General features: G+C 74.7%; 23 protein-coding genes and 1 pseudogene. 11 read left to right on the top strand and 13 right to left on the bottom strand.

Annotated elements, in window-relative coordinates:
* Positions 1 to 182 precede the first annotated feature (182 nt).
* The 3 genes from ACZ4VT_RS31030 to ACZ4VT_RS31020 all read left to right on the top strand — a co-directional run bounded on the left by ACZ4VT_RS31030 (position 183) and on the right by ACZ4VT_RS31020 (position 5,745).
* Positions 183 to 842 carry an NAD(P)-dependent oxidoreductase gene (locus ACZ4VT_RS31030; RefSeq protein ID WP_467954669.1) on the top strand — a complete coding sequence of 220 codons (660 nt, stop codon included), beginning with the start codon at positions 183 to 185 and terminating at the stop codon, positions 840 to 842.
* A gap of 95 nt (positions 843 to 937) precedes the next feature.
* On the top strand, positions 938 to 2,782 hold the full coding sequence (locus ACZ4VT_RS31025) for an RNA ligase family protein (RefSeq protein WP_467954736.1): 1,845 nt from the start codon (positions 938 to 940) through the stop codon (positions 2,780 to 2,782).
* Positions 2,782 to 5,745, top strand: a complete 2,964-nt coding sequence (locus ACZ4VT_RS31020; protein WP_467954667.1) for a poly(A) polymerase — start codon at positions 2,782 to 2,784, stop codon at positions 5,743 to 5,745. The genes ACZ4VT_RS31025 and ACZ4VT_RS31020 overlap by 1 nt, the downstream gene beginning before the upstream one ends.
* A gap of 206 nt (positions 5,746 to 5,951) precedes the next feature.
* Here ACZ4VT_RS31020 and ACZ4VT_RS31015 read toward each other — a convergent pair whose 3' ends face one another.
* From ACZ4VT_RS31015 to ACZ4VT_RS31005, 3 genes are all read right to left on the bottom strand, one after another.
* Positions 5,952 to 6,869 (bottom strand): NADP-dependent oxidoreductase, encoded by a 918-nt coding sequence (locus ACZ4VT_RS31015; protein ID WP_467954734.1) that lies wholly within the window; start codon positions 6,867 to 6,869, stop codon positions 5,952 to 5,954.
* A gap of 188 nt (positions 6,870 to 7,057) precedes the next feature.
* Positions 7,058 to 7,333, bottom strand: coding sequence for a hypothetical protein (locus tag ACZ4VT_RS31010; protein ID WP_467954665.1), 276 nt, complete (start codon positions 7,331 to 7,333; stop codon positions 7,058 to 7,060).
* Between the two features lie 102 nt (positions 7,334 to 7,435).
* A complete protein-coding gene (locus ACZ4VT_RS31005) occupies positions 7,436 to 8,512 on the bottom strand; it encodes an RNA ligase (ATP) (protein WP_467954663.1) in 1,077 nt (358 codons plus the stop codon).
* 216 nt (positions 8,513 to 8,728) lie between these two features.
* On the opposite strand from ACZ4VT_RS31005, the gene ACZ4VT_RS31000 reads away from it, so the two are divergent.
* Positions 8,729 to 9,475 carry an SDR family oxidoreductase gene (locus ACZ4VT_RS31000; protein ID WP_467954662.1) on the top strand — a complete coding sequence of 249 codons (747 nt, stop codon included), beginning with the start codon at positions 8,729 to 8,731 and terminating at the stop codon, positions 9,473 to 9,475.
* 60 nt (positions 9,476 to 9,535) lie between these two features.
* Here ACZ4VT_RS31000 and ACZ4VT_RS30995 read toward each other — a convergent pair whose 3' ends face one another.
* Complete coding sequence (locus ACZ4VT_RS30995) at positions 9,536 to 10,300, bottom strand: peptidoglycan-binding domain-containing protein (protein WP_467954660.1); 765 nt, start codon at positions 10,298 to 10,300, stop codon at positions 9,536 to 9,538.
* A 263-nt stretch (positions 10,301 to 10,563) separates the two neighbouring features.
* Positions 10,564 to 11,718, bottom strand: a complete 1,155-nt coding sequence (locus ACZ4VT_RS30990) for an MFS transporter (RefSeq protein WP_467954658.1) — start codon at positions 11,716 to 11,718, stop codon at positions 10,564 to 10,566.
* Positions 11,719 to 12,144: 426 nt separating this feature from the next.
* Here ACZ4VT_RS30990 and ACZ4VT_RS30985 point away from each other — a divergent pair, with 426 nt between their 5' ends.
* Complete coding sequence (locus tag ACZ4VT_RS30985; RefSeq protein WP_467954656.1) at positions 12,145 to 12,579, top strand: hypothetical protein; 435 nt, start codon at positions 12,145 to 12,147, stop codon at positions 12,577 to 12,579.
* Positions 12,580 to 12,678: 99 nt separating this feature from the next.
* Entirely contained in the window at positions 12,679 to 13,518 is an 840-nt protein-coding gene (locus tag ACZ4VT_RS30980; protein ID WP_467954732.1) for a MerR family transcriptional regulator, read from the top strand.
* Between the two features lie 12 nt (positions 13,519 to 13,530).
* Here ACZ4VT_RS30980 and ACZ4VT_RS30975 read toward each other — a convergent pair whose 3' ends face one another.
* Positions 13,531 to 13,827, bottom strand: coding sequence for a hypothetical protein (locus ACZ4VT_RS30975; protein ID WP_467954654.1), 297 nt, complete (start codon positions 13,825 to 13,827; stop codon positions 13,531 to 13,533).
* Positions 13,828 to 13,955: 128 nt separating this feature from the next.
* Between ACZ4VT_RS30975 and ACZ4VT_RS30970 the strand changes: the two genes are divergently transcribed.
* On the top strand, positions 13,956 to 14,405 hold the full coding sequence (locus ACZ4VT_RS30970) for a hypothetical protein (RefSeq protein ID WP_467954652.1): 450 nt from the start codon (positions 13,956 to 13,958) through the stop codon (positions 14,403 to 14,405).
* A gap of 250 nt (positions 14,406 to 14,655) precedes the next feature.
* Positions 14,656 to 14,874 (top strand): annotated as a pseudogene (locus ACZ4VT_RS30965) (hypothetical protein); the annotation flags it as partial.
* Here ACZ4VT_RS30965 and ACZ4VT_RS30960 read toward each other — a convergent pair.
* The 3 genes from ACZ4VT_RS30960 to ACZ4VT_RS30950 form a co-directional block, all read right to left on the bottom strand.
* Positions 14,846 to 15,274 carry a hypothetical protein gene (locus ACZ4VT_RS30960; RefSeq protein ID WP_467954650.1) on the bottom strand — a complete coding sequence of 143 codons (429 nt, stop codon included), beginning with the start codon at positions 15,272 to 15,274 and terminating at the stop codon, positions 14,846 to 14,848. The pseudogene ACZ4VT_RS30965 and the gene ACZ4VT_RS30960 sit on opposite strands and share 29 nt — an antisense overlap.
* A gap of 89 nt (positions 15,275 to 15,363) precedes the next feature.
* Positions 15,364 to 16,071: a helix-turn-helix transcriptional regulator gene (locus tag ACZ4VT_RS30955; RefSeq protein ID WP_467954648.1), complete on the bottom strand. Its 708-nt coding sequence runs from the start codon at positions 16,069 to 16,071 to the stop codon at positions 15,364 to 15,366.
* A 128-nt stretch (positions 16,072 to 16,199) separates the two neighbouring features.
* Positions 16,200 to 17,165 carry a helix-turn-helix transcriptional regulator gene (locus ACZ4VT_RS30950; protein WP_467954646.1) on the bottom strand — a complete coding sequence of 322 codons (966 nt, stop codon included), beginning with the start codon at positions 17,163 to 17,165 and terminating at the stop codon, positions 16,200 to 16,202.
* 131 nt (positions 17,166 to 17,296) lie between these two features.
* On the opposite strand from ACZ4VT_RS30950, the gene ACZ4VT_RS30945 reads away from it, so the two are divergent.
* From ACZ4VT_RS30945 to ACZ4VT_RS30935, 3 genes are all read left to right on the top strand, one after another.
* Complete coding sequence (locus ACZ4VT_RS30945) at positions 17,297 to 17,716, top strand: DUF3224 domain-containing protein (protein ID WP_467954644.1); 420 nt, start codon at positions 17,297 to 17,299, stop codon at positions 17,714 to 17,716.
* Positions 17,717 to 17,835: 119 nt separating this feature from the next.
* Positions 17,836 to 18,885, top strand: coding sequence for a DUF5954 family protein (locus tag ACZ4VT_RS30940; RefSeq protein WP_467954642.1), 1,050 nt, complete (start codon positions 17,836 to 17,838; stop codon positions 18,883 to 18,885).
* Positions 18,886 to 19,052: 167 nt separating this feature from the next.
* Complete coding sequence (locus ACZ4VT_RS30935) at positions 19,053 to 19,475, top strand: STAS domain-containing protein (RefSeq protein ID WP_467954640.1); 423 nt, start codon at positions 19,053 to 19,055, stop codon at positions 19,473 to 19,475.
* A gap of 111 nt (positions 19,476 to 19,586) precedes the next feature.
* On the opposite strand, the gene ACZ4VT_RS30930 is transcribed toward ACZ4VT_RS30935, so the two are convergent.
* The 4 genes from ACZ4VT_RS30930 to ACZ4VT_RS30915 form a co-directional block, all read right to left on the bottom strand.
* A complete protein-coding gene (locus ACZ4VT_RS30930; protein ID WP_362809637.1) occupies positions 19,587 to 19,802 on the bottom strand; it encodes a hypothetical protein in 216 nt (71 codons plus the stop codon).
* Between the two features lie 139 nt (positions 19,803 to 19,941).
* Complete coding sequence (locus ACZ4VT_RS30925) at positions 19,942 to 21,039, bottom strand: MerR family transcriptional regulator (RefSeq protein WP_467954730.1); 1,098 nt, start codon at positions 21,037 to 21,039, stop codon at positions 19,942 to 19,944.
* A 52-nt stretch (positions 21,040 to 21,091) separates the two neighbouring features.
* A complete protein-coding gene (locus ACZ4VT_RS30920; protein ID WP_467954638.1) occupies positions 21,092 to 22,390 on the bottom strand; it encodes a helix-turn-helix domain-containing protein in 1,299 nt (432 codons plus the stop codon).
* A gap of 4 nt (positions 22,391 to 22,394) precedes the next feature.
* The gene (locus ACZ4VT_RS30915) at positions 22,395 to 22,640 is read right to left on the bottom strand and encodes a hypothetical protein (RefSeq protein WP_467954636.1); all 246 of its coding nucleotides are present in this window, start codon (positions 22,638 to 22,640) and stop codon (positions 22,395 to 22,397) included.
* Between the last annotated feature and the right edge of the window lie 16 nt (positions 22,641 to 22,656).

Here is a 22,656-nt window from a genome sequence, read left to right as displayed (position 1 = left end):
CGCGCGCCAAGGCCCGCCCCGCGCTCCCCTCACCCAAGGGTGACGCCTGCGTCGTCCGGTCGGGGCGGATCATTCGGGTGGCTTCGGCCCGGCTGACCGGTGGGGGTGGAGGGGTTCGGTTGGATGGGTGCGGCGGGGCTCGATCCGGGTTCCGTACAGCCTTCCATCCTCAGGGAGTTGCCATGGCGAAGATCGCCCTCTTCGGCGCGACCGGCAGCATCGGAACCCAGGTGCTGCGCGAAGCGGTTCGCCGCGGCCACGAGGTCACCGTGGTCGTGCGCGATCCCGCGAAGCTCGTGGACTCCGGCGGCGGGGCCGCGGCAGTGGTGCGCGGCGACGTCCTCGACCCGGCGGCCGTGGCCGGGGCGGCGGCCGGGCAGGACGTGGTGATCAGCGCGGTCGGCCCCGGATCCGGGGACCCCGCCGTCCTCGTGGCCGCCGCGAAGTCGCTGATCGGCGGGGTGCGTTCGCTCGGCGCGGACACGCCCCCGCCGCGGGTGGTGGTCGTCGGCGGGGCGGGTTCGCTGCGCACCCCCGGCGGGCCGCTGCTCTGGGACCAGGCGGCCGTTCCCGAGCCCGTGCTGGCCCTGATGCACGCCCACGGCGACGCCCTGGACTTCCTGCGGACCGTGCCCGTGGAGGAGGTCCGCTGGACCTGCCTGAGCCCGGCCGCGCAGTTCGCTCCGGGCGAGCGCACGGGCACGTACCGGCTGGCGCTCGACGACCTGGTCGTCGACGACGAGGGCCGCAGCCACATCTCGACCGAGGACTACGCCGTCGCCGTGCTCGACGAGATCGAGCTCGACGCGCACGCGGGCCGGCGGTTCACCCTCGGCTACTGAGCGCCCCGAAGGCCCCTGTGGGGTTAATGGGTGGATGGGGTCTGCGCCGCATACTTACAGTGACGAGGCACCACGTCGTCGAGCAGGAGCGGATCATGCGCACCCACTATCCCCGTACGCCGCACCTGCCCTGGTCCCCCGGGGCCTCGGCGGACGACGTCCGGGCCCTCGGACTGGAGGGGTTCGCCGGACGCGAGGTGGTGGTGACGGAGAAGCTCGACGGCGAGAACACCACCCTGTACGCCGACGGCCTGCACGCCCGCTCGCTCGATTCGGCGCACCATCCCTCGCGGGCATGGGTCAAGGGCCTCCAGGGCAGGATCGGCCCGGGGATTCCGGCCGGCCGGCGGGTGTGCGGGGAGAACCTCTACGCCCGGCACTCGATCCCGTACGAGGATCTGGACAGCTGGTTCTACGGCTTCTCGGTGTGGGACGGGGACCACTGCCTGGACTGGGACCGGACCGTACGGTTCCTGCGGGGCCTGGGCGTGCCCACGCCGCGCGTGCTGTGGCGGGGCACCTTCGACGCGCGCACGCTGCGCAAGCTGAAGCTCGACACCGCGCGGGAGGAGGGCTACGTCGTACGGACGGCCGCCGGGTTCGCGCGCGGGGACTTCGGGCGGTGCGTGGCCAAGTGGGTGCGGGGCGGGCACGTACAGACCGGTACGCACTGGATGTTCGCCGAGGTCGTGCCCAACGGGCTCGGTCCGGCGGCCCCGTTGTGGGCGGTGCGGTCGGGAGCCGAGCCGGACGTGGCGGGGCTGGCCGCCGCCGTCGGGGTGGGCGGCGGCGTCCGCGGGGCCGATGCCTCCGGTGTGGACGGGGTCGCTGACGGCGTCGCCTGTGACGTGGCCGCTGACGTAGCCGGTGACGTGGCCGAAGTCGCCGCCCGGATCGACGGGGCGGGGCGGACCGGCGAGGACCGGCTGGCCGGCGTACTGGCCGCCCTGCTGCGGCGCGAACCGCGCGGCCGGATCGCGGCGCGGCTCGCCGCCGGCCCGGCCGGCATGGGACTCGCGCGCCGGGTCGGCGACCTGGTGGGCCTGTACCCGTACGTGCAGCGGCCGTTCCCCGACGCGGACCGGAGGGCCGGGCTGGTCCGGATGGCCATGGCGGCCGATCTCGGGGTGCTGCACGCGCTCGCCGGGGTGCTGGCCGACGGGCCGGAGGCGCGGGAGTCCGTGGAGTGGTCCGCGCTGTGGGCCGAGGAGGCGGGGCTGCTCGGCGGCCAGGACCCGCTGGACGCCATGCGGGCCGCGCTGCGGGAGCCCCTCGCCGGGCTGGACCCGGACGCGGCGGACCGTTGCTGGGCGGAGGCCCGGCGCGCGTTCGGGCAGGGAAGGATCGCGGCCGCCCGCCTCGGCTGGGGTCCCGGAGTCAGCTGCGTGGTCGTCGAGGAGGCGGTGGCGGCGACCTGGCAGTGGCGTGACGGAACGTTTCCCCGGCTGGTGCAGCTCAGCGGCCCCTCGGGCAGCGGGAAGAGCACCTTCGGCCGCGGCCTGCCCGGCGTGGACGCGTACATCAGTCTTGACGACCTGCGCACCGCCCGGGGTTCCCGCGCGGACCAGCGGGCCAACGCGGACGTGCTGAGCCAGGGCCTGGACCGCCTCGACGGCGCCCTCGCCCGGGGCGGAACCGTGGTGTGGGACGCGACCTCGCTCACCGACCAGCAGCGCGGCCTGGCCGGCTCGGTCGCCCGGCGCCGCGACGCGCTCGTCACCCACGCCGTGGCGCTGGTCGACGAGCCGGAGCTGCTGCGCCGCAACGCCGTGCGCGCTCACCCGGTGCCGGAGCAGGTGCTGACCTCCCAGCTGCACCGGTTCAGTCCCCCGTACGCCGGTCAGGCGCACCGTACCTGGTACTTCGGTGCGGGCGGGGACGTCGAGGACACGGCGGGCGGCCTCGCGGACGGCCCGGATCCGATCTGCGGGGAGTTCTGATGCGTACCAGTGAGCAGCTCTACCACCAGGTCCGCTGGGACCCGCGGTTCGATCCGGCGCGGTTCGTGCTCGGCCTGCTCCAGCGCGGGGCCGCGCCGAAGCGGGTTCCCCTGCCGTCCTTCGTGCCCGGCGGCGACATCCCCTGGCACCGGGTGCTGTTCGTCGAGGCGGACGGCGAACTGGTCTGGGACCGGGCCACGGGCATGGACCGGATCGATGTCAGCGCGGCGGGGCGGGTCCGCGATCCGCGCCTGCTGCGGGCCCCGTTCTTCACCGCGCGCACCCCGTTCGCGTGGGACCCGGCCGGCGGCGGCGCCTGGCGGCCCGCGCAGCCGCCGGCCCCCGGTCCGGCGGCGGGCCCCGCCGCGGTGCGGCTGCTCACCTGGAACACGCTCTGGGACCGGTACGACGCCCCGCGCCTCGCCACCGCCCGGCGCAGGCCGTTGCTGCTGGCCGATCTGGCGGCCGCCGACGCCGATGTCATCGCACTGCAGGAGGTCGAGCCCGAGCTGGTCGGCCTGCTGCTGGCGGCGCCGTGGGTGCGGGCCGGGTACACCCTCGGCACGGATCCCGGCGGCCGGGACGTCGCCGAGTGCGGGCTGCTGGTGCTGAGCCGGCTGCCGGTGCGGGAAGCGGGGATGCATCTGCTCGGCAAGCACAAGGCGGTCACCGCCGTGACGGTGGACACCGCGGCCGGCGCCCTGGTCGTCGCCGCCACCCACCTGACCAGCGACCACACCGAGAACGGGCATCTGCGGCGGGACGCCGAACTGGCCCGGCTCGCGGAGGGCCTGGGCGGCATCGACGCCGCCGTGGCCCTGCTGGGCGACTTCAACGACGGCCGCCACGGGGCCGAGGGGCCCGCGGCCGCGCTCGGCATGCGGGACGCCTGGAGCGACGTACACGGGGCGGCGGACGGTACGCCGACCTTCGATCCGGTGGCCAATCCGCTGGCCGCGGTGGGCTCGCTGTCCGGGCGGGCGGCCCGGCTGGACCGGATCCTGCTCGGGTCCACGGGGGCGCGGGTGACGCGGGCGGCGCTGCGCGGCGACGCGCCCGCCGCCGAGGGGCTGTTCGTCTCCGACCACTTCGGTGTCGAGGCGACCGTGGAGTTCGGGGCGCCCGGCGGCGGGCCGGCGCGGCTCGACGTACCGGCGACCGCGCGGACGGCGGTCGCCTGGCTGCCGCCGCAGCTGCCGGAGGCGGTGCGGGAGGTGCGCGAGCGGCACGACCCGCAGGCCGGCCGGTGGCCCGCGCACGTGAACGTGCTGTTCGGCTTCGTACCGGAGTCCTCCTTCGACGAGGCCCTGCCGCTGCTGGCCGAAGCGGCCGCCGGGGCGGTTCCCTTCGACGTGCGGCTGGAGGGCGTGCACAGCTTCGGGCACCGCGAGGACGCCACGCTCTGGCTGGATCCGGCGGCGGCCGGGGAGGGGCCGTGGCAGGAACTCCGGCGCGCCCTGACCGAGCGGTTCCCGGGCTGCCGGGAGCGCGCCGAGGGCTACACCCCGCATCTGACGCTCGGGCGCAGCCAGGACCCGCAGCGGGCGGTCGCGGAGTTCGCGGCGCGGCTCGGCGGGGCCGAGCCCTCGCGGGTCGGGGAGCTGGCGGTGCTCTCGCGGCGCGGGGACGGACCGATGCGGGTCCGCGCGACGGTGGCGCTGGGGACGGGCGAGGTGCGGTGGGAACCGGAGCCGGAACCGGAAACGAAACCGGAGCCGGAGCCGGAGCCGGAGCCGGACCTGGACCCGGTCCCCGGTGAGGCGCGCGGTCGTGGGCCCGGCCGGGCCGAGCAGGTCACCGCCCGCGTCCGGACCGCCCTGGGCGGGGCGCGGGTGCACCTGGCCGGATCGCGCCGGATGGGCTGCGCGCTGCCGGAGGCCGACCTGGACCTGGTGGCGGTGCTGCCCGGGCCGGACGAGGTCGCCGCCGTACGGGACCGGCTGGCGGCGGCCCTGCCGGAGGCCGGGCCGCTGCGCGAGGTGACGGGGGCGCGGGTGCCGGGTCTGCGGTTCAGGGTCGGGGCGCTGTCCGTGGACCTGGTGACGGTGGCCGCCCTCGGCCTGGATCCCGCGCACGCGGTGGCACGGCGGGCGGAGCTGGGTGAGGCGGCCGCCGTCGCGCTGAGCGCGGTGAGCGACGCCGATGCCGTACGAGAGCGGGTGGGCGCGGAGCACGCCGCGTTCGCCCGGCTGGCGCGGGAGGTGAAGGCGTGGGCGCGGGCCCGCGGGCTGGACTCGGCGCCGTTCGGCGGGCTGCCGGGGCTGGCCTGGGCGGTCCTGGCGGCGCGTACGGTCCAGGAGGCCGGGGCGCTGCCGCCGGACGATCTGCTGCGGGAGTTCTTCGGCCGGTGGGCCGCCTGGGACTGGCGGGAGCCGGTCGGGCTGTTGCCGTCGGCGGATCCGGCTGCGGCGGACGGGCAGCATGCGGTCGCGTCGGCCAGAGCGCACCCCGGCCCGGTCACGGTCCACGATCCGCTCCCGGTCCACGATCCGGTCACGGTGCTCACGCCCTCGGAGCCGGTGCGCAGTTGCACCGCCCAGGTGGGGCCGGGCCTGCGCGACCTGCTGGTCCAGGAGTTGTACGGGGCTTGGGAGCTGATGGAGGCCGGCCCCGACGGCGCCGGCCGGACCCTGGTGGCCCGGCCGCCGCTGCACCGCCGGCACGCCGCCTGGGCGGTGGTGACCGTACGCGCGCCCGGCGGGGAGTTCGAGGCGACCCTGGGCCGCGTCCGGGGGCGGCTGCGGGCGCTGCTCGGCGCCCTGGAGGGGGCCGGTGTCACGGACGCGCACGCCTGGCCGCGCCCCTTCGAGTCCGGCCCGGGCCTCGCCCGTTACGCGATCGGCCTCGGCTCCGCCCCGCCGGACGCGGCGGAGCTGGCAGCGCTGGCCGGCCCGTGGCGGGCCGGCCTGCCGGGGGTCGAGGTCACCCGGGCGGCCTGCGGCGAGGTGCCGGACTTGCCCTAGGCCTCTCTTTCGGATCTTGCTCCCCCTGCTACCGCTGGGAGGTGCCCCCGGGCCCGCGACGCCCGGCACCGCGCCTCGCCGCCTTGTCGGGACGCCCACGTACGTCCAGTACAAGGGCGACCCCTCCGCCTTGCGATACACGGCACCGGACGCCGCGGGCTCAGCCGACAGGATCCGAAAGAGACGGCCTGGCCCCACGGGCGGGATCAGACCTCGATGACGATCTTTCCTGGGGTGTGCCCGCCCTGGCTCAGTTCGAAGGCCGCGGCGAGTTCGGCCAGCGGGAAGGTCTTGGCGACCGGCACCTTCAGCTGTCCGGCGTCGGCGAGCCGGCCCAGCTCGGCCAGGTCGCTGCCGACCGGACGGACCCACATCCACTCGCCGCCCGATCCGAGCACGCTGGGATCGGCGATGGAGGCGTGCCGGCCGTCGTCGTGGAGCACTTCCCGGGTGACCCCGCCGACGCCGCCGACGAAGTCCGCGACGACGGTGTGCCCGTCGGGTGCGAGGGCGCGGACGCGTTCGGCGAGCCCGTCTCCGTACTCGACGGGTTCGCCGCCGAGTTCGCGCACCCGGTCGTGGTTGCGCGGGGAGGCGGTGCCGATGACGCGGGCGCCGAGCGCCCGGGCGATCTGCACGCCGAGGGAGCCGACACCGCCCGCGGCGCCGTGGATGAGGACCGTGTCGTCCTTGCCGGTGCCGAGGCGGGTGAGGAGCTGGTACGCGGTGAGCCCGGCCAGCGGGAGCCCGGCGGCCTCGGCCCAGCTCAGCGAGGAGGGCTTGTGCGCGAGGGCGCGTACGGGCACGGTGACGAACTCGGCGAAGGTCCCGCCGTGCACGTAGTCCTTGCGGGCGTAGGCGATGACCTCGTCGCCCTCGGCGTACTCGGGGACGTCGATGCCGACGCGCTCGACCGTGCCGGCCACGTCCCAGCCGGGGATCACCGGGTAGACGACGTCCATCAGGGCGTCGAGCCCGCCCGACATGATCTTCCAGTCGACGGGGTTGACCCCGGCGTACTTCACCCGGACGAGCACCTCGCCCGGGCCGCACTTGGGTACCGGCAGCCGGATCCCGGAAAGCACCTCCGTCCCGCCGTACGTCTCGTACGCCATCGCCCGCATGGTTTCCTGGCTGCTCCGGCCCGACTGGGACATGTACCCGACCTCTCCGTGCGCTGGTGGACCCGCCCCCGGTCCATCCCACCACGCACGCCGCGCCCGCCCCACGATGCGGGGCGAACGCGGCGCGGCGCGTCCCACGAGAGCCGCGCGGCCCGGCCGGTGAGACGCAGCCGATCAGACGCGGCCGGTCACGCGTGCACGGGAAAGGCCGCCTGGAAGTCGAGCCGCCCGTCCGCCCCCTCGGCGATCCGCCCGAGCACCCCGTCCAGCTCCAGGTACGCCTCCCAGCGCTCGGCGCCCTTCGCCGCGGCGAGGCGGTCCACCACGAGGTCCTCCAGGTCCTGGACCCGTTTGCCCTTCCACACCTTGTCCGCGAGGCTGACCAGCAACTCCTCGAAGGTCGCCCCCGCTTCGCCCCACGTGGCGTGCGTCGCGGCGGCCAGCGCGCGCAACAGCGCGGACACGGTGGGCGGAAGGGGCCGCAGCGGCGGTTCTCCCGGGGGGGGCGAGCGCCCTCGACAAGGCATCGGTACGGGACATCGGATCATCCTGAGAACGCGGGACGATCACTCGTACTCGGTACCGCCCTTACGGGTCAGGTAGGCCGGGCTGACCGCCTTGGCGATGGCGCGGCCGCCGACGACCGGGCTGTAGCGCTCCGTCGAGGGACGGATCACGACGCCCTCGCGCAGGTGCACGGCCCGCCCGGACACGGTTTCGCGGCCGCTCGCCAGCTCCAGCACGGTGTCGAGGTCGTACGGGCCCTCGTACAGCCGTGGCACCAGCGGCAGTTCCCCGTCCGTCAGGACGGCGGCCGCGTCCAGCCAGCGCACCTGACCGTCGATCTCGGCGGACACGTCGAAGACGGCGTACCCGGGTGGTGTGTCGGCGGTGCGCACGTCGGTCCCGTAGGCCAGGTCCTGGACGCCGGCGCCGTACACCTCGGCGAAGATGCCGACCCGTGTGGCGCCGAGACGGGCGGCCAGGGCCGCGGCGACGGCCGGCACGCCGTGGCCGCGTACGGCCCGCCAGTAGAGGTTGCGCTCTTCCTCCTTGAGCGCCAGCCCCTTCGAGCCGAATCCCTTGGACGAGACGATCGACCGCTCCTCCTGGGCCACGTACGTGAACAGGCAGGCGGTGCCGTGGAGTTTCTCCGTGAGGACGACCTGCTCGCCCGGCTCGAAGATGTGCGGGTAGCGCTGGAGGTTCTCGATGTCGACCCACGGCATCAGGTCGGCGGCGGCTTCGACGTCTCCGCTCATGGTGGTGGGGATGGGCGGGGACCATTTGGTGATGCCGAGCAGCTCCGCGAAGTCCGTGCCCTCCTTGGCCGCCTGTACGAGGTCGACGCCGGCGAGCGCGCGCGGGCGGCACACCAGGCCCTGGGAGAGTTCGCCGCGCAGTCGGACCGCCTTGACCCGGTCGGCGGAGCTGCCGGCCAGCCGTCCGGTGAGGCCGAGCTCCTCGATCAGCTCGGCGGGCAGCACGGCCTGTTCGGGTATGTAGAGCGCGAACTCGCCCGTGCGGTAGGCACCCTTGGCGATCACGGCGCGGTACAGGCCCACCTGGGCCAGCTCCAACGCGTCGGCGTTAGGGTGCTCGTGGACGGTCAGCTCTTCGGCGGTGACTCTCAAAGTCGACATGGACGGCTCCTGCAGTCGTCAGGGACGCGGACGACGTGCCGGTCCTGCGGCGCGTCGGTGACGATCACTCTCCGGGCGCCATTTTCGCTGGTCCAGCGATTATCACGGTGTTAGCCTGCCGCAACGCGCGTGCTGTTGCGGCGTTCCGGCACATCCGCCGTTCCCGGCACATCCGCCGTTCCGGCATCCGCGTTCCACCGTCCGCAGGAGGCTCCCGTGTCACGTGCTCGTCCGGTCACCGTCATCACCGGTGGCAGCAGGGGCATGGGTGCGGCGACCGCGCTGCGGCTGGCCGCCGACGGGCACGACCTGGCACTGGGCTACGCCCGCGACGAGGCGGCCGCCGAGGCCGTCGCCGAGCGGGTACGGGCCAGCGGGGCCCGCTGTGTGACCGTACGCGGCGACACCTCCGAGGAGTGCGCCGTCGAGCGGCTCTTCGACATCGCCGGCGCCGAACTCGGCACGCTGACCGGCCTCGTCAACAACGCCGCGGTGACCGGCCCGCTCGGCCGGCTCGCCGACGCCCGGACCGAGGACCTGCGGCGCGTGGTCGAGGTGAACCTCCTCGGGTACCTGCTGTGCTGCCGCCGGGCCGCCCGGGACATGGCCGAGTCCGGCGGCGGGGCGATCGTGAACGTCTCCTCGGCGGCCGCCACCCTCGGCAGCCCCGGGGACTACGTGCACTACGCGGCGACGAAGGCGGCCACCGACGCGCTGACCGTGGGCCTCGCCAAGGAGCTCGGGCCGGACGGGATCCGGGTCAACGCCGTGGCTCCCGGCATCATCGAGACCGACATGCACGCGGCGATGGGGGATCCCGGCCGGCCGGCACGGGCCGCGGCCGGCATCCCGCTCGGGCGGCCCGGCCTGCCCGAGGAGATCGCCGGAGCCATCGCCTGGCTGCTGTCCCCGGACGCCTCGTACACCACGGGAACCGTACTGCGGGTCGCCGGCGGCCGCTGAGCCCCCTCGGGGCCGCAGCCCCCCGAAGGCCCCCGACGGCCCCCGACGGCCGGGGCGGCACTACCTCATGGCCGCCTGTGTGGCGGGCCCGTAGACGCCCTGCGGGTCGCCCTTGATGGACCGGTCACGCTGGAGCTGGCTGACGCCCCGTTTGGTCTGGCCGTCGAAGACGCCGGTGACGGAGACGTACGTGAACCCCTGCCCGTAGAGCATTTCCTGCAGGGCGCGCACCTCGGGCCCCCTGTCCCCCATCCGCAGGGTCACGGGGGCACCGCCACCCGACGGTCGCGGCGCCGGCGCGCTCGGCGAGGACGCCGTCTCGGGCCCCTCGCTCGCCTTCGCGCTCGCGCTCACGGAAGGCTCCGCCGTCGGGGCGGCCGAGGACGCCCCGGCCCGTGCGGACGCGGCCGGCCCGGGTTCCCCGCCGACGCCCGCGTCCGGGCTGCGCGCCGGAAGCACCGGCACGGACAGCTCGGGCGGCCGCCCGGCCCGGGGCGGTTCCGGCTCGGGCCCGCTCAGCAGGAGCACCACGGCGCCGACCACGGCGAGTGCGAGCAGGGTGCCGACGGCCCGCGGGAGCCGGCTGCGGGTGCGGCTCCCGCCGTCCACGGCATCGCGCAGGCCCGCGGGGGCTGCGGCGGGGGCAGCGGCCGGAGCGGGGCCACCGGCGTGCGGAGCCCGCGCCGGTCCGGGGAAGGCGAGGGGTCCGGTCTGCGGCCAGGCGGGCGCCGTCGAGCGGGGCGGTCGGCCCGAGGGGCCGACGTACGGGCGTACGAGCAGGTGGTCGTCGGAGACGAGCCCGCTCTCATGAGGTTCCTGGGGCATGGTGGCTCCCCGGCTGGGACGGGGGCCGGCGCGGCGGTGCGGTGCCGGCCCCCACCCGGCCGGTCAGGCTCTGCGCCGCCGGGCGGCGGGAGCCAGGGGGGCACCAGTGGCGGGGACGCCGGGGGTGCCGAGTGCCGGAGAACCGCCGACCGTGGCCGGGGCGGGCGATGTGCGAACGGATGGGGACATCTGGCGTATCTCCGAAGTGCGGCTCAAGCGGTGGTTCTTGATCGGCGCACTCTTTCCCTCCGGCAGGGTCCCGGTCAAGCCGGCTGTCCGGTATCCGCCCGGTCGTCCCGTCTGTCGGTGCGGGGGACCGCCGTGGCCCAGACGGTGCACGCGGCCACGAGCATCAGGGCGGCGCCGCCGAGCGGGGCGGCGGGCGCGGAGATGCCGTCGACGGCGAGGCCGCCGAGCAGCGCGCCCGCGGCTATGGCGAGGTTGAACATGGCCACCATGAGCGAGGAGGCCGCCTCGGGTGCCTCCGGCGACGCCTTGATCATCCAGCCCTGCACGCTCACGGAGACGCCTCCGTACGCGAGTCCCCACGCGAGCAGCAGCGTGGTCCCGGCGACCGGTCCCGGGAGGACGGCGATCAGCGCGAGGATCACGGTGAGGGAGGAGCTGACCACCAGCAGCGTCCGGTACGCGTCGCGGGTCCCGGCCAGGAAGTTGCCCGCGACACCGGCGACGCCGTAGCCGAGCAGGAGCGTGCTGACGTATCCGGCGTCGATGCCGGATACGTCCTGGAGGATCGGCCGGACGAAGGTGTAGGCGGCGAACTGCCCGGTCACCACCAGGAAGGTGACGATCACCCCGGCCCGGACCGCGGGGTTCTCGCGGAGCAGGGCCGGCAGTTCCGGGAAGGCGATGTGCCGGGTCGGCGGAAGCGGGGGCAGCAGCAGGAGCAGCGCGGTCAGCGTGACGAGTCCGAGGGCGCCGACGGCCGCGAAGGCGGTGCGCCAGCCGCCGAGTTCGCCGAGCAGGGTGCCGGCGGGTACGCCGAGCACGGAGGCGGTGGGAACGCCGCCGAAGACGAGCGCGGTCGCCCGGCCCACCTGGTGCTCGGGGACGAGGCGTACGGCGAGTCCGCCCGCGATGGCCCAGAATCCGCCGACGCCGACGCCGACCAGCAGACGGGCCGCCAGCACCACGGCGAAGTTCGGGGCGAGGGCGGCGGCGAGGTTGGCGGCGGCCATCAGGGCGATGAGCACGCACAGCACGAGCCGCCGGTCGAGCCGGCCGGCGCCGACGGTGACCAGGGGGGCGCAGCATCCGGCGACCAGCCCGGGGACGGTGACCATCAGCCCGGCGGTCCCGTCGGAGACGCCGAGGTCGGCCCCGACCGGGGTGAGCAGCCCGACGGGGAGCAGTTCGGAGGTGATGAGGCAGAAGATCCCAAGGGCTACGGCGCACACGGCCGCCCAGCCCATCCACGGCGCGGGTCCACTTCCCGGTCCGGGCCCGCTTTCCGGTGCGGGTCTGCTCCCCAGTCCGAGTCTGCTCCCCAGTCCGGGTCCGCCACCCGGTTCGGATCGGGCCTTGGGCAGGGACGCGGCCGAGGGCGGGGCAGCGGCCGAGGACGGGGACGCGGGACGGGCCGTGGGATCCGGGGGCGGGGTGGGGCTGCCGGGCGCGGCGGCTGAGGTCATGGACGGGCACTCCGTACGGGCGTTCGGCGGGCAGGACGCGGCTGCGCGGGGCGCCGGGGGTCGCGCCTCCCCCGTCACCCGCACTGCCGTTCCAATTTCCCACACGCCCCGGCCGCAACCGCGGGGGGCCGTGTCACCCGGACGCGTGAGGCGGGGAACCGGGCGGGCCGAACCGTACGGCAAGGTGGTCGGATGCAGTTACGCCGGGCCGTGCCCCTCTCCCTCGTCGCGCTCCTCGCGAGCGCCGGCTGTGTCTCCGTCGCACCGCAGGATTCGGCTCCGGTTCCCGTGCGCGGTTCCGTGCCGCCCGCCGACGCGCCCGAGCTCCCGACCCCCCTGGCGCTGCCCCTGGGGGAACTGCCCGCCACCCCCGAAACCGACCCGCGCCCGGACCCGCAACCAGCGGCGGACCAGGGCCGCGCCCCGGAGCCCGAGCCGTCCCGCGAGCGGGCCCGGGCCAAAACGATGCCGCCCCGGCGGACGCGGGTGCCCGGGCCCGCGACCGCGCACCCCCACCCGCGCCGGCGGCCGGCCCCGCCGCCCCGCATGGACGAGCTCTGCGCGGCCGCGGACGGGGTCGTACCGCCGTCCATCGTCGACCTGTGCCTGCGGCAGTACGGCCGCTGACCGTCCCCGCGGTCCGGGGCCGTACTGCCGCGGGCCGTCCCCGTGCCGGATGCGAGGCTTGACCCTCCCCCTGTGTCAGACCTTGTAGTGGAGCACGTCATGTTCACCATCGGAGACTTCGCCAAACACGGCCGGGTGTCGGTCCGCATGCTGCGTCACTACGACGCCCTCGGACTGCTGCGCCCCGCACGTGTCGACCCCTTCACCGGCTACCGCTTCTACGAGGCCGGGCAGCTCGCCCGCCTCAACCGTGTCATCGCGCTCAAGGAACTGGGCTTCAGCCTCGACCAGGTCGGGACGATCCTCGGCGAGCGGGTGGGCGCGCAGGAGTTGCGCGGCATGCTGCGGCTGCGGCAGGCGGAACTGGAGAGCGCCATGGCCGCCGCGGCGGCCCGGCTGGTCCAGGTCGAGGCGAGGCTCCGGACCATCGAAAGTGAGGGAACCATGCCCGCCGACGACATCGTCGTGAAGAGCCTCCCGCCCGTCCGGCTCGCCGAGCTGACCGGCACCGCCGGGAGTTTCGCCCCGCAGGACATCGGCCCGGTCATCGGGCTGCTCTACGACGAGCTGTGCCGCCGCGTCGAAGAGGCCGGGGTCGTGCCGACCGGTCCCGGCACCGCCTACTACGAGGACGCGCCGGGCGCGGATTCCGGAACGGCGGTCCTCGTCCACGCCGGTCTTCCGGTGGCGGCCTCGGTCCGCGCCGAGGAACTCGGGGGTGAGGTGCGGATCGTCACGCTGCCCGGGGTGGAGCGGGCCGCGACCGTGGTCCACCGGGGCGCGATGGACGGCATACTGCCGACCGCGCAGGCCCTGGCGCGGTGGATCGACGCGCACGGCCACCGCTCGGCGGGGTACGCGCGCGAGCTGACCCTCTCCTGCCCAGAGGACCCGGGCCAGTGGGTCACCGAACTGCAGGAGCCCCTCGCCGGGTCCTGACGCCCGGAGGGATCAGGGGCGGCGGCCGCAGACGTGGGCGCACCGGCGGGCCGTGTCACGCCGCACCGTGCGGAACCTGCGCAGGGTGCTGTGGCCGCGCCTCTTCCACTCGCCCCGCGGCAGGGCGGCCCGCTGGCCGCCGCCCGCGATCAGGGCGTTGACCGGGGTCATCGGGTCGACGGCCATCGCCTTGGCGAACAGGACGCCGACCACGAGCGGGACCAGCGCCACGGCCAGGGCCGAGCCTGCGGTGGTCACGTGCTGCATGCGCGGGCGGACGGTCGCGCTGCGCGGGGCCTCGGAAGTCATGACCCCATTCGACCAGCGGCGGCCCGGCGGGGAATCGGGGCGGGTACTCAGGCCGTTGGGCACAACGTACTCAGACGGGTGCGCGAGGAGCCCGACGGGTGCGCGACGAGCGGGGACGGTGTGAGCCGATGACGGTACCCGGGCAGGGCTTCGAGCCCGCGACCGGTGACGGCCCGGCCGCGCCACCCGGCCGGCGGGAGGCCGAGCTGCGCACGGCCTACGAGGGGCTGCTGCAGATCCGTCGTCTGGTCAACGGCCCGGCGGGCACGGAGGTTCCCGCGCCGTGGGAGGTACGGCAGCTGCCGCGCGCGGTGGCCCTCGTACTGGAGGCGGCGGGGATCCCCCCGTCGGCACTGGACGCGGAGGGCCGGCGCACGCGGACGGGCTACCGGGTGGCCGCCGGTCCGGAGCCCGGGCGGGTGCGGGTGACCTGGCTCGGGCCCCCGGGCGGCGGCGCGGCCGAGGAGGAGCAGGAGCGGCTGGCGGCCTGTGCGGCCGTACTGGAACGGCTGGGGTGGGTCTGCCTCCGGTACCGGGGCCCGCGCCGGCGGCGCTTCCTGGAGGTGGAGCCCCCGTAGCCGCCCGCCCCATAGGCTGCGGCCATGGACTCCGCGGTACTGGACCGCCGGATCCGGCTGCACGAGGAGTGCGTGCCACCGGGTCTCGTGGACCGTCTCCTCGCCCTCGGACACGCCGACTTGGTACGCGCGCGGGCGCTGGCGGAGGACGGCGACTGGTTCTGCGCCCGCGCCTGGGCGCGGCTCCTGGCGGAGGAGGGCCGGCTGCCGGAAGCCCTGCCGGCTACTGGCCCCGTAGGCCTCGGAGGCCGCGCGGGCCGTCACGGCCTGGCTGGGGCCGCTGCCCGTCGACCTGCTGGTCGCGCACATCCATCCGGACCACGCCGCTTCGGCGGCGGTCGCCGCGCGCTGCGGACTGCGCCCGACCGGGCGGCTCCAGGACGGCGAGGTCCGCCGGGAGTCCGGGGACGGCCGGAGGGCAGGGCTCCGATGCCCCTTCTTCAGGCGTCGAAGCGGCGGTTGCCGGTGAGTGACCACACGGCGGAGATCCGGCCGTCCGTGACCGCGAACATGTCGATGCCGCTCTTGACGACGACGTCTGCGCCGCCGGTGTGGCTCTCGAGCCACCGGCAGGCCATCTCGCCGCGCTCGGAGTCGACCAGCGGTGCGGCGTCGGCGGCGAACGTCAGGCCGGTGAGGGCGAGGCTGTTGGCCGAGATGAACGCCGTCAGTTCGTCCCGGCCGAAGGTGGCGGCGGAGCCGGTGCCGTCGAAGTCGTCCGCGAAGTGCAGCCGGAAGCCGGGGGCGAGGATCTGCTCGGCGAGGGCGAGGTCTCCGTTCCAGAGCGCCGTCCAGCCCTCCACCAGCCGGGTGCCGGCCTCCCGGGTCAGCGGCGCGGAGTCGGTGGTGGGGATCGTCGTCACAGACATGGGTGCCTTCCAGGGTCGGTTCGTGGTGACCCAGCCTCCGGGCCGGAGGCGACAACCCTCTGTCGGTGTTTAGCCCTCCGGGCAGCTGCTCAAGCGAAACTGTAGAGCTCGTCGAGTGCGACGAAATCCCGTCCGAGGGTGCCCAGTTCGGACAGGTCCACCGGACGCGGTTCCGCCGTCTCCTCCAGTGCCCGCGCCTCCCGGATGAGGTCGAGGCGGAAGCCCCGCACGGCGGAGTCCAGCCGGCACCAGCCGACGAGGTACCAGGGGTCGCCTCCGAGGAAGCCCAGGGGCTCGACGGTGCGGTCGGTGACCTCGCCCTGCGCGTCGGCGCAGCGCAGGCGCAGCAGCCGGTGGGTCGAGAGCGCCTCGCGCAGGGTGTGCGGGAGCGCGGACGGCCGAGCGGGGTGCACGGCGAGCCGTACCCGGGCGGCGAGCTCGCGCGCGGCCTGGCGTTCGCGCTGCGGCATGACGGCGAACACCTTGTACAGCGCCGAGTGGGCGTCCGCGGCGAACGGTGTCCCGGACAGCCCGTGCAGGGCGACGGCCAGGGCCGCCGCCTCGGCCGGGGTGAGGGTCAGGGGCGGCAGGGTGTGGTCCTTGTCCACCACGTACCCGCCGCTGCGGCCCGGTTCTGCGTAGACCGGCACACCGGTCTGCTGCAGGGCGCTGAGGTCGCGCTCGATGGTGCGGGTGCTCACGCCGAAGCGCTCGGCGAGCCACCGGGCGCTGCGCGGCCGGGGCGAGACCGCACGTAACTCCTCCACCAGGGCGTACAGACGCTCGGTACGGTTCACAGCCAAGGACCGTAGCCGATGCCCCGGGGCCGGACCACGGCATATCGGACCGGTGCGTCGAACGAACCGGGATCGGCGCCCTCCTCACCCGGGGCCGGAGCCGAACCGAACCGCTCGACGCTCGGGACTCAGGCGTAGCGTCCGGCCAGTGTGGCCACCGTTTCGGCGAGGGCGCGGCGCAGTTCGGGCGGGCCGAGCACCTCGGCCTCCGTGCCCAGCCTGAGCAGGTCGCCGACGGCGATCGCCTCCGACTCGACGGGCAGGAGCACCCGGACCCAGCCGTCCGCGTCGGCCGGGCCGGCCTCGGCCAGTGCCCGGTTGCCCGCCGCCCCGAACCGCATGGGGAGCAGCCGCTGTCCGCGCGGGGACAGGCGCAGCTCCGCGGTCTGCTGGTGGAGTACGGCGTCCAGGCGGCTGGTGGACTCCTGCCAGTACCCGGCGAGTTCGAACCCGGCGGGCCGTTCGAACCCCTCCGCCGCGGTGTCCACGGCCAGGAACCGGGCGACGCGGTAGGTCCGTAGGGCGCCGTCCTCCACTTCGGCCACCAGGTACCAGATGCCCGCCTTGAGGACGAGGCCGAGCGGGTGCAGGTCGCGCCGCACCTCTCCGCGCCAGCGGCGGTAGTGCGCGCGCAGGACGCGCTGGTCCCATACGGCCTGGGCGATCTGCGCGAGGTACGGGACGGGGTCGGCCTCCCGGAACCAGGCGGGCGCGTCGAGGTGGAAGCGGTCCTGGATCCGGCGGGCCCGTCCGGCGAGCGCGGCGGGCAGCGCGGCCTGGAGCTTGAGCTGGGCGGCGGCCAGGTCGGCGCCGAGGCCGAGTTCCCGCGCGGGTCCGGGGGCGCCGGCCAGGAAGAGCGAGCCGGCCTGGGCGTCGGTGAGGCCGGTGAGGCGGGTGCGGTAGCCCTCGGCCAGCCGGTACCCGCCGGCCGGTCCCCGGTCGGCGAGGACGGGGACGCCGGAGGCGCCGAGGGCCTCGACGTCCCGGTAGACCGTGCGCACGGACACTTCCAGCTCGGCGGCGAGCTCGGGTGCGGTCATCCGGCCGCGGTTCTGCAGCAGCAGGAGCAGGGAGAGGAGGCGGTCGGCGCGCATGGATCCCATTGTCCGCCCTACCTGACAGAAGGTGTCAGGTACCGCTGCCAGCCTGGGGGCACAGCCTGATCGACTGCCGGGCGGGCCAACCGTCCGGCAGACCGACCGAGAGGACCGCCATGCCCGCGCCCATGCCCGTAGAGACCGGTGGCCGCTTCACCTTCGCCAACTGGGAGGAGAACCCCGTCGGATCGGCGGAGGCCGTCCCGCGGCTCGCCCACGCGCACGTCACCAACGCCTTCACCGGCGGGATCGAGGCCGCGGAGACCGCCTGCGACTACACGATCGCCTATACCGGGGAGAACGTCGGCAGTTACAGCGGCATGGAACTCCTCACCGGCAGCGTCGACGGCCGCAAGGGCAGTTTCGTCCTGGAGGAACGCGGCAGCTTCGACGCCGGCGGCACCGTCTGCCGCTTCGAGGTCGTACCCGGCTCCGCCACCGGGGACCTCGCCGGCCTGACGGGCTCGGGAGGATTCACGTACCGCCACGGCGAATCCTCCGTCGCCTACTCCTTCACGTACGACCTGGGGCCCACGCCCACCGCATAGTCGATCCCGCACCCGCCCGGATGGGAATCGGTGAATCAGGGGCGGTGCCGTACCGCGGTCGGCAGGATGGGCGCATGGACCGTGGGGATGTGGGGCCGGGGCCGGGCGGGTCACGACCGATGGTGGTACGGGTACCCGTGGAGCCGGTGGAAGCGGCGGTGGAGGCCGACGCGGTCGACGCCGTGGCGCGTACCGCCAGTGTGGTGGTGAGGGGCCCGTTGTTCGGGGTGGCGGCGCAGGACGCCGGGGACGGAACGCGGTGGCGGGTGGTGCTCGCGGTGACGGACGGCTGCCCGCAGCAGGCACGCGACGGGCTGAACTCGCGGCTGTGGTTCCGCGCGAAGGACGATGCGCGCGACAGGGCGGAACGGCGCGCACTGCTGGCGGCGGTCGCCCGGCTGGAGAGCGAGCGCGTCGACGAACTCGAAGTGGCGGGGACCCGGTACCGGGTCGTACGCGCCGAGGAGTACGCGGGCGCGGGCCCGGACGGCATCGAACAGCCGCGCCCCACCGATCCCGATCCCCTCTTCCCCGACTGGAACCGCGCCGCCAAGGGACCGGGGGTCGACGACGACCTGGTCCTCGACCCGGACGCGCCGGTCACCCCCACCCAGGCCGTGGAGCGGCTGGCGCTCCGAGGCCTCTGCTACACGGGCGAACGGTTCCCCGAAGACGTGCGCTCCGACGCGCAGCGGGCGCTGGACACCCACCCGGACGTCCTGCTGCTGCCCCCGACGTTCACGGTCGTGGAACAGACCGCCGCCCGCGGCTGGCGGCCGGTCAGCGGTCCGCACGCGAACCCGCACGAGGCCCGCAAGTCGCTGGACTTCACCCTGACATGGATGTGGCCGCGCATGCACGGCCACATCCCCGCCGACGCCGCCCCGCAGACCGACGCCCGTACGTGGACGGCGCAGGACGGGGCGTCGGCCGTCCCGCGGACCGGCGAGCTGGCCGCGTACGCCGAGGCCGCCGACGCCCTGCGGGCCGGGCGCGTCAACCAGCTGGAATTCCAGGGCACCGTGTACCGGATCGCCCGCACCCGCCGCCTGCTGCGCTGGGGCCCCGACGGCCCCGAGGGCCCGCGCCCGTCCGACACCAACAGCCAGGATCCGGCACGCATCCACCTCCCCCTCGACGAGGACGGCCGCATCCTCCCCGAGGACTGACCGGAACAGCGCTGTGCATGACCGGCGCGGCGAACGCCGCACGGCGGGCGCCTGACACCTCATCCGGGTGAAATCTTTCCTCCTGTCGGGGATCGATGCTGGTCACATGGGGTGAAAGGACAGCATCGCTCGTTTCCCGAGACCGGGTGGGACGCGTTGATGGGGACGTGAGTACCTCAAGCACCGCCCCGATACTGCCCGCCACGCTCGCGCCCCCGGCCCCTCCCACCGTGCACGACTCGGGCGCTGACACCGCGCCCGGCGTCATAGACATCCGCTCGTGCACCACCCTCGGCGCCACCCTGATCGTCCGCCTCAGCGGGGAGATCGACCACTTCAGTGCCGCTCCCCTGCGGGCGCTCCTGGCCTCGGCGGCCGACGACGGCTACACCGGCCTCGTGCTGGACACCTCCGACGTCACCTTCGCCGACTCCGGCTTCCTGGCCGTCCTCGACTGGTGGCCGCGGCACGGACGCCGCCTCAGGATCGCGAACCGCTCCCGGGCCGTGAAGCGCCTGCTGCGGGCGGCCGCCGCAACGGCACAGCCGCCACCCCACACCGCCTCACTGACGGCGCAGGCGACGTCATGACCTTCATACTCCTGACCTGCACGACGACTTGACCCCGGCCAGGTGGGTCCGCGATGACCGCGGACCCACGTGCCGGCCGTGGGCTGGATGGGACCGGGCGCCGACCGCCGGTCAGCCGAAGCTGCGCCTGCGGTCGCCCGTCTGCTGCGGCGGGATGCGGTGCAGCCGGCGGCGAGAACGCCGCCCCGGGCCGGTCCTGCGTGCGTCCTCATCACCGGACCGGGCCGCGGCCTGGTCGGGTTCCGCGGGTGCCACCGCAGGGGCGAGTGCGATCGCAGCGATGACCACCGTCACCACAACGAGGATGATTCCGATACTCACGGACATGATTCCCGCCTTTCGCATTGACCCTTACCTCTATAGCTACTCAGCGTTTCCAACACCGCCTGCGATAAACACGTTGAGTGATGTTTAGAGCGGTTCGCCGGCCCGCTGACCGCCCATCACCTGGCCAGGTGATGGGGGGTCAGGCGATGAGGAGGCGGAGGCCGAGATCGGCCGTGTCGAGGTCGGCGAGGGCGCTGTTGCGCTCGGCCCAGCGGCCGGAGTCGAGGTCGGCGCTGAGGCTTCGTACCGCCCGCTGCTCGGCCTCCGGCCCGACCCGCGTCCACACCGACATGGCACGGCGCACGTGATCGTCCAGATACTCCCCCGGCCGGCGCCAGTACGCTTCGAACAGACCGTCCGCGCAGTCCCACGGGATCGGCACCGGCTCGGCGCGGGCGCCGATCGCGTCGGCCATCCCGGCCAGCGGGGGAAACCCCGCGAGGACGGTGGCGAACTCGGGCAGGTAGTCGCGCGTGAGCCAGAACCGGTCCTGCCAACCGGGCTCGTCGGTGTCGAACGTGAGCACCACCAACCGCCGGGCCACGCGCCGCATCTCGCGCAGCCCCGCCATCGGGTCTGCCCAGTGGTGAACGGTGGAGACGGCCATCGCGACGTCGAAGGAGTGCTCCTCGAACGGCAGGCTCTCCGCGGCGGCGGCCACGCACGGCGCCGAGCCGGCCGGCCGCTGCCCCCGCATGACCGCCGACGGCTCCACCGCGGTCACGTGGCGGTCCGTGGGCTCGTAGGAGCCGGTGCCGGCCCCGACGTTCAGCACCGTCCGCGCGTCTGCGAGCGCGTCCCAGATCTGTGCGGCGATCCGTGGTTCGGTACGCCGCGTCGCGGTGTAGGCGCCACCGATCGCGTCGTAGAGCCGTGGACCGAGCATTTCCAGTTGCTCCTCCGGTGTCACCTTCAGCCCCTTCGCCCGTGCGTCGAGTTCCCTGTCGATGGCCGCCACCATGGCGTCGGCGCGGTCACGCCGCTCCAGCAGCAGGCCGCGCAGTCGGCGCAGGTGCGCGACCGCGTCGGTGGTCGGGTCGCCGACCAGTTCCGCGACCTCCCGCAGCCCGAAGCCCAGCCGTCGATAGGCCAGTACCTCCCGCAGCCGCTCGACGTCGCCCGCCGAATAGGCCCGGTAACCGGGCGCGGTCCGCGCCGACGGCCGGACGAGCCCGATCTCGTCATAGTGATGCAGCGTGCGGACGCTCACCCCGGCCAGCCCGGCCACGCGTCCCACGGTCCAGTGGTCTTCCACGGCACCGACTATGCGGCCTGACGCCACGTGAGGGTCAAGGGCGCTTGGCGCCCGGGATGTTGATACGGATCCGCGTTGTCATCGTCGGGGTCGGGGTCGGGGCCGGGGTCGGGGTCGGGGTCGGAGTTAGGGCCGGGGTCGGGGTCGGGGCATCTTCGGGTGGGCCGGCGCGGGTGTGTTCACAGGCCGTGCAGTGACAGTTGGGGTGCGGAATCCATCCGGATGTCCGCCGACGGGGTGCCGGAGGAGCCGGAGGAGCCGGAGGAGGGGCGCTGAACGGGTCTTCCGTCACCGCAACCGCGTGGGCCGTCTCGGCAGCGCGCGGCCATGACGCGCCAGGGGTCCGTTGTGGCAGGGGCGGCGCGGCGACGAGCTGCCGAGGGGGTGCGCCCTGCTGCTCCGGCCCGGGGGAAGGACTGCCGGTCTGTTCCGGGGCGCAGTCGCCGCAGAAGGCCCGGGTCCATCCCGTCGCACCCTCATAGGCGAAGGAGGGCCGGCGACACCGTGGGCAGGCGAGCTCTCCCCGCCGCTGTGCCTGGTCGACCAGGAGTTCCCTGGTCATGCGGCGAGCGGACCGGCCGGCGTTGGCCGCTCCCGGGTCGGGGACGGCCACCAGGAGCTTCAATCCCGGTTCCTTGCGGGCCGAGGACTCCAGGTCGCTCATCAGCAGTTGCAGGTCGCGGGGGGTGACACGGCCGTGTGCGGTGAGGAAACCGCCCGGGTGGTCGACGCGCGGTCGCCTTCGGCGCATGCGCGTGCTGTGGAGGTCGGCATCCGCCCGGTCCCAGGCCTTCGCCCATTCCGGCAGGTCACCCTTCCGGACGCCGCAGGCCTCGGCGAAGGCCAGTACGAACGCCCGGCTGGGTGTGGACTGGCCGTTGAGGACCCGGCCGGCCGTGCTGTGGGGAAGACGTCCCACTCCTCCCGCCCGGCCGTCCAGGCTGCGCAAGGGCGGGCACCCGTCGTCCTGGTAGAGATCGACGATGGCGGAGTGCAGGTCGGCGAAGTCCTTGACGACGCTGATGTGACCTCCGCCGCGGTGGCCGGCGAGCACGCCCTGCGCGCGGACTTCATCACGGCGGGCGTTCTTCCATAACCGCTCTGCCTCTTTGACGTTGCGACCGCAGGCCCGGGCGTAGGCGACGACCACGCTCGGGTTCTGCGGCACGCTGCGTCCGGAGGCGGCGCGCGCGAGGGTGTCGGCGCTGAAGGGTGTGCGGACCGCCAGCTGCTGGTAGGTCAGCCCCGCCGACGCGCGGCCGGCACGCAGCCACGTCACCAGCGTGAGCAGGGACTTGCCGCACTGGGCGACGGGGTTCTCGCGGCGCGCCATGGAGCTATGCCGCCGTCAGTCCCGGCGCGGGCCGGCTGCCGCTGATGCTGCTGCTGCTGCGGAGGTGTCGCATGAGCCGCATGCCGAGCGTCGTCGCCTCCGCGACCAGAACGATCATGCTCAGGAACTCAAGTCCGGCGACGGCCAGGCCGACGGCGATGACGACGATGACGATCACGGCTGCGATCTCCGGGGCCGTCAGTGGGCGCGGCGCGGTGGAGGATGCGCCACACGGTGCGTGGTGGTTCATGGGTGGACTCTCCAGA

Source organism: Streptomyces sp. NPDC029164 (assembly GCF_055563995.1).
The sequence above is the reverse complement of the archived record's forward strand: the minus strand, read 5'-3'. Positions and strand labels throughout refer to the sequence as shown.

What these genes read in the sequence shown, in the direction of transcription:
- ACZ4VT_RS31030 (WP_467954669.1), top strand. Translation starts at nt 183, where the DNA reads ATGGCGAAGATCGCCCTCTTCGGCGCGACCGGCAGCATCGGAACCCAG.
- ACZ4VT_RS31025 (WP_467954736.1), top strand. Translation starts at nt 938, where the DNA reads ATGCGCACCCACTATCCCCGTACGCCGCACCTGCCCTGGTCCCCCGGG.
- ACZ4VT_RS31020 (WP_467954667.1), top strand. Translation starts at nt 2,782, where the DNA reads ATGCGTACCAGTGAGCAGCTCTACCACCAGGTCCGCTGGGACCCGCGG.
- ACZ4VT_RS31015 (WP_467954734.1), bottom strand. Translation starts at nt 6,869, where the DNA reads ATGCGGGCGATGGCGTACGAGACGTACGGCGGGACGGAGGTGCTTTCC.
- ACZ4VT_RS31005 (WP_467954663.1), bottom strand. Translation starts at nt 8,512, where the DNA reads ATGTCGACTTTGAGAGTCACCGCCGAAGAGCTGACCGTCCACGAGCAC.
- ACZ4VT_RS30995 (WP_467954660.1), bottom strand. Translation starts at nt 10,300, where the DNA reads ATGCCCCAGGAACCTCATGAGAGCGGGCTCGTCTCCGACGACCACCTG.
- ACZ4VT_RS30985 (WP_467954656.1), top strand. Translation starts at nt 12,145, where the DNA reads ATGCAGTTACGCCGGGCCGTGCCCCTCTCCCTCGTCGCGCTCCTCGCG.
- ACZ4VT_RS30980 (WP_467954732.1), top strand. Translation starts at nt 12,679, where the DNA reads ATGTTCACCATCGGAGACTTCGCCAAACACGGCCGGGTGTCGGTCCGC.
- ACZ4VT_RS30975 (WP_467954654.1), bottom strand. Translation starts at nt 13,827, where the DNA reads ATGACTTCCGAGGCCCCGCGCAGCGCGACCGTCCGCCCGCGCATGCAG.
- ACZ4VT_RS30970 (WP_467954652.1), top strand. Translation starts at nt 13,956, where the DNA reads ATGACGGTACCCGGGCAGGGCTTCGAGCCCGCGACCGGTGACGGCCCG.
- ACZ4VT_RS30960 (WP_467954650.1), bottom strand. Translation starts at nt 15,274, where the DNA reads ATGTCTGTGACGACGATCCCCACCACCGACTCCGCGCCGCTGACCCGG.
- ACZ4VT_RS30950 (WP_467954646.1), bottom strand. Translation starts at nt 17,165, where the DNA reads ATGCGCGCCGACCGCCTCCTCTCCCTGCTCCTGCTGCTGCAGAACCGC.
- ACZ4VT_RS30945 (WP_467954644.1), top strand. Translation starts at nt 17,297, where the DNA reads ATGCCCGTAGAGACCGGTGGCCGCTTCACCTTCGCCAACTGGGAGGAG.
- ACZ4VT_RS30940 (WP_467954642.1), top strand. Translation starts at nt 17,836, where the DNA reads ATGGTGGTACGGGTACCCGTGGAGCCGGTGGAAGCGGCGGTGGAGGCC.
- ACZ4VT_RS30930 (WP_362809637.1), bottom strand. Translation starts at nt 19,802, where the DNA reads ATGTCCGTGAGTATCGGAATCATCCTCGTTGTGGTGACGGTGGTCATC.
- ACZ4VT_RS30920 (WP_467954638.1), bottom strand. Translation starts at nt 22,390, where the DNA reads ATGGCGCGCCGCGAGAACCCCGTCGCCCAGTGCGGCAAGTCCCTGCTC.
- ACZ4VT_RS30915 (WP_467954636.1), bottom strand. Translation starts at nt 22,640, where the DNA reads ATGAACCACCACGCACCGTGTGGCGCATCCTCCACCGCGCCGCGCCCA.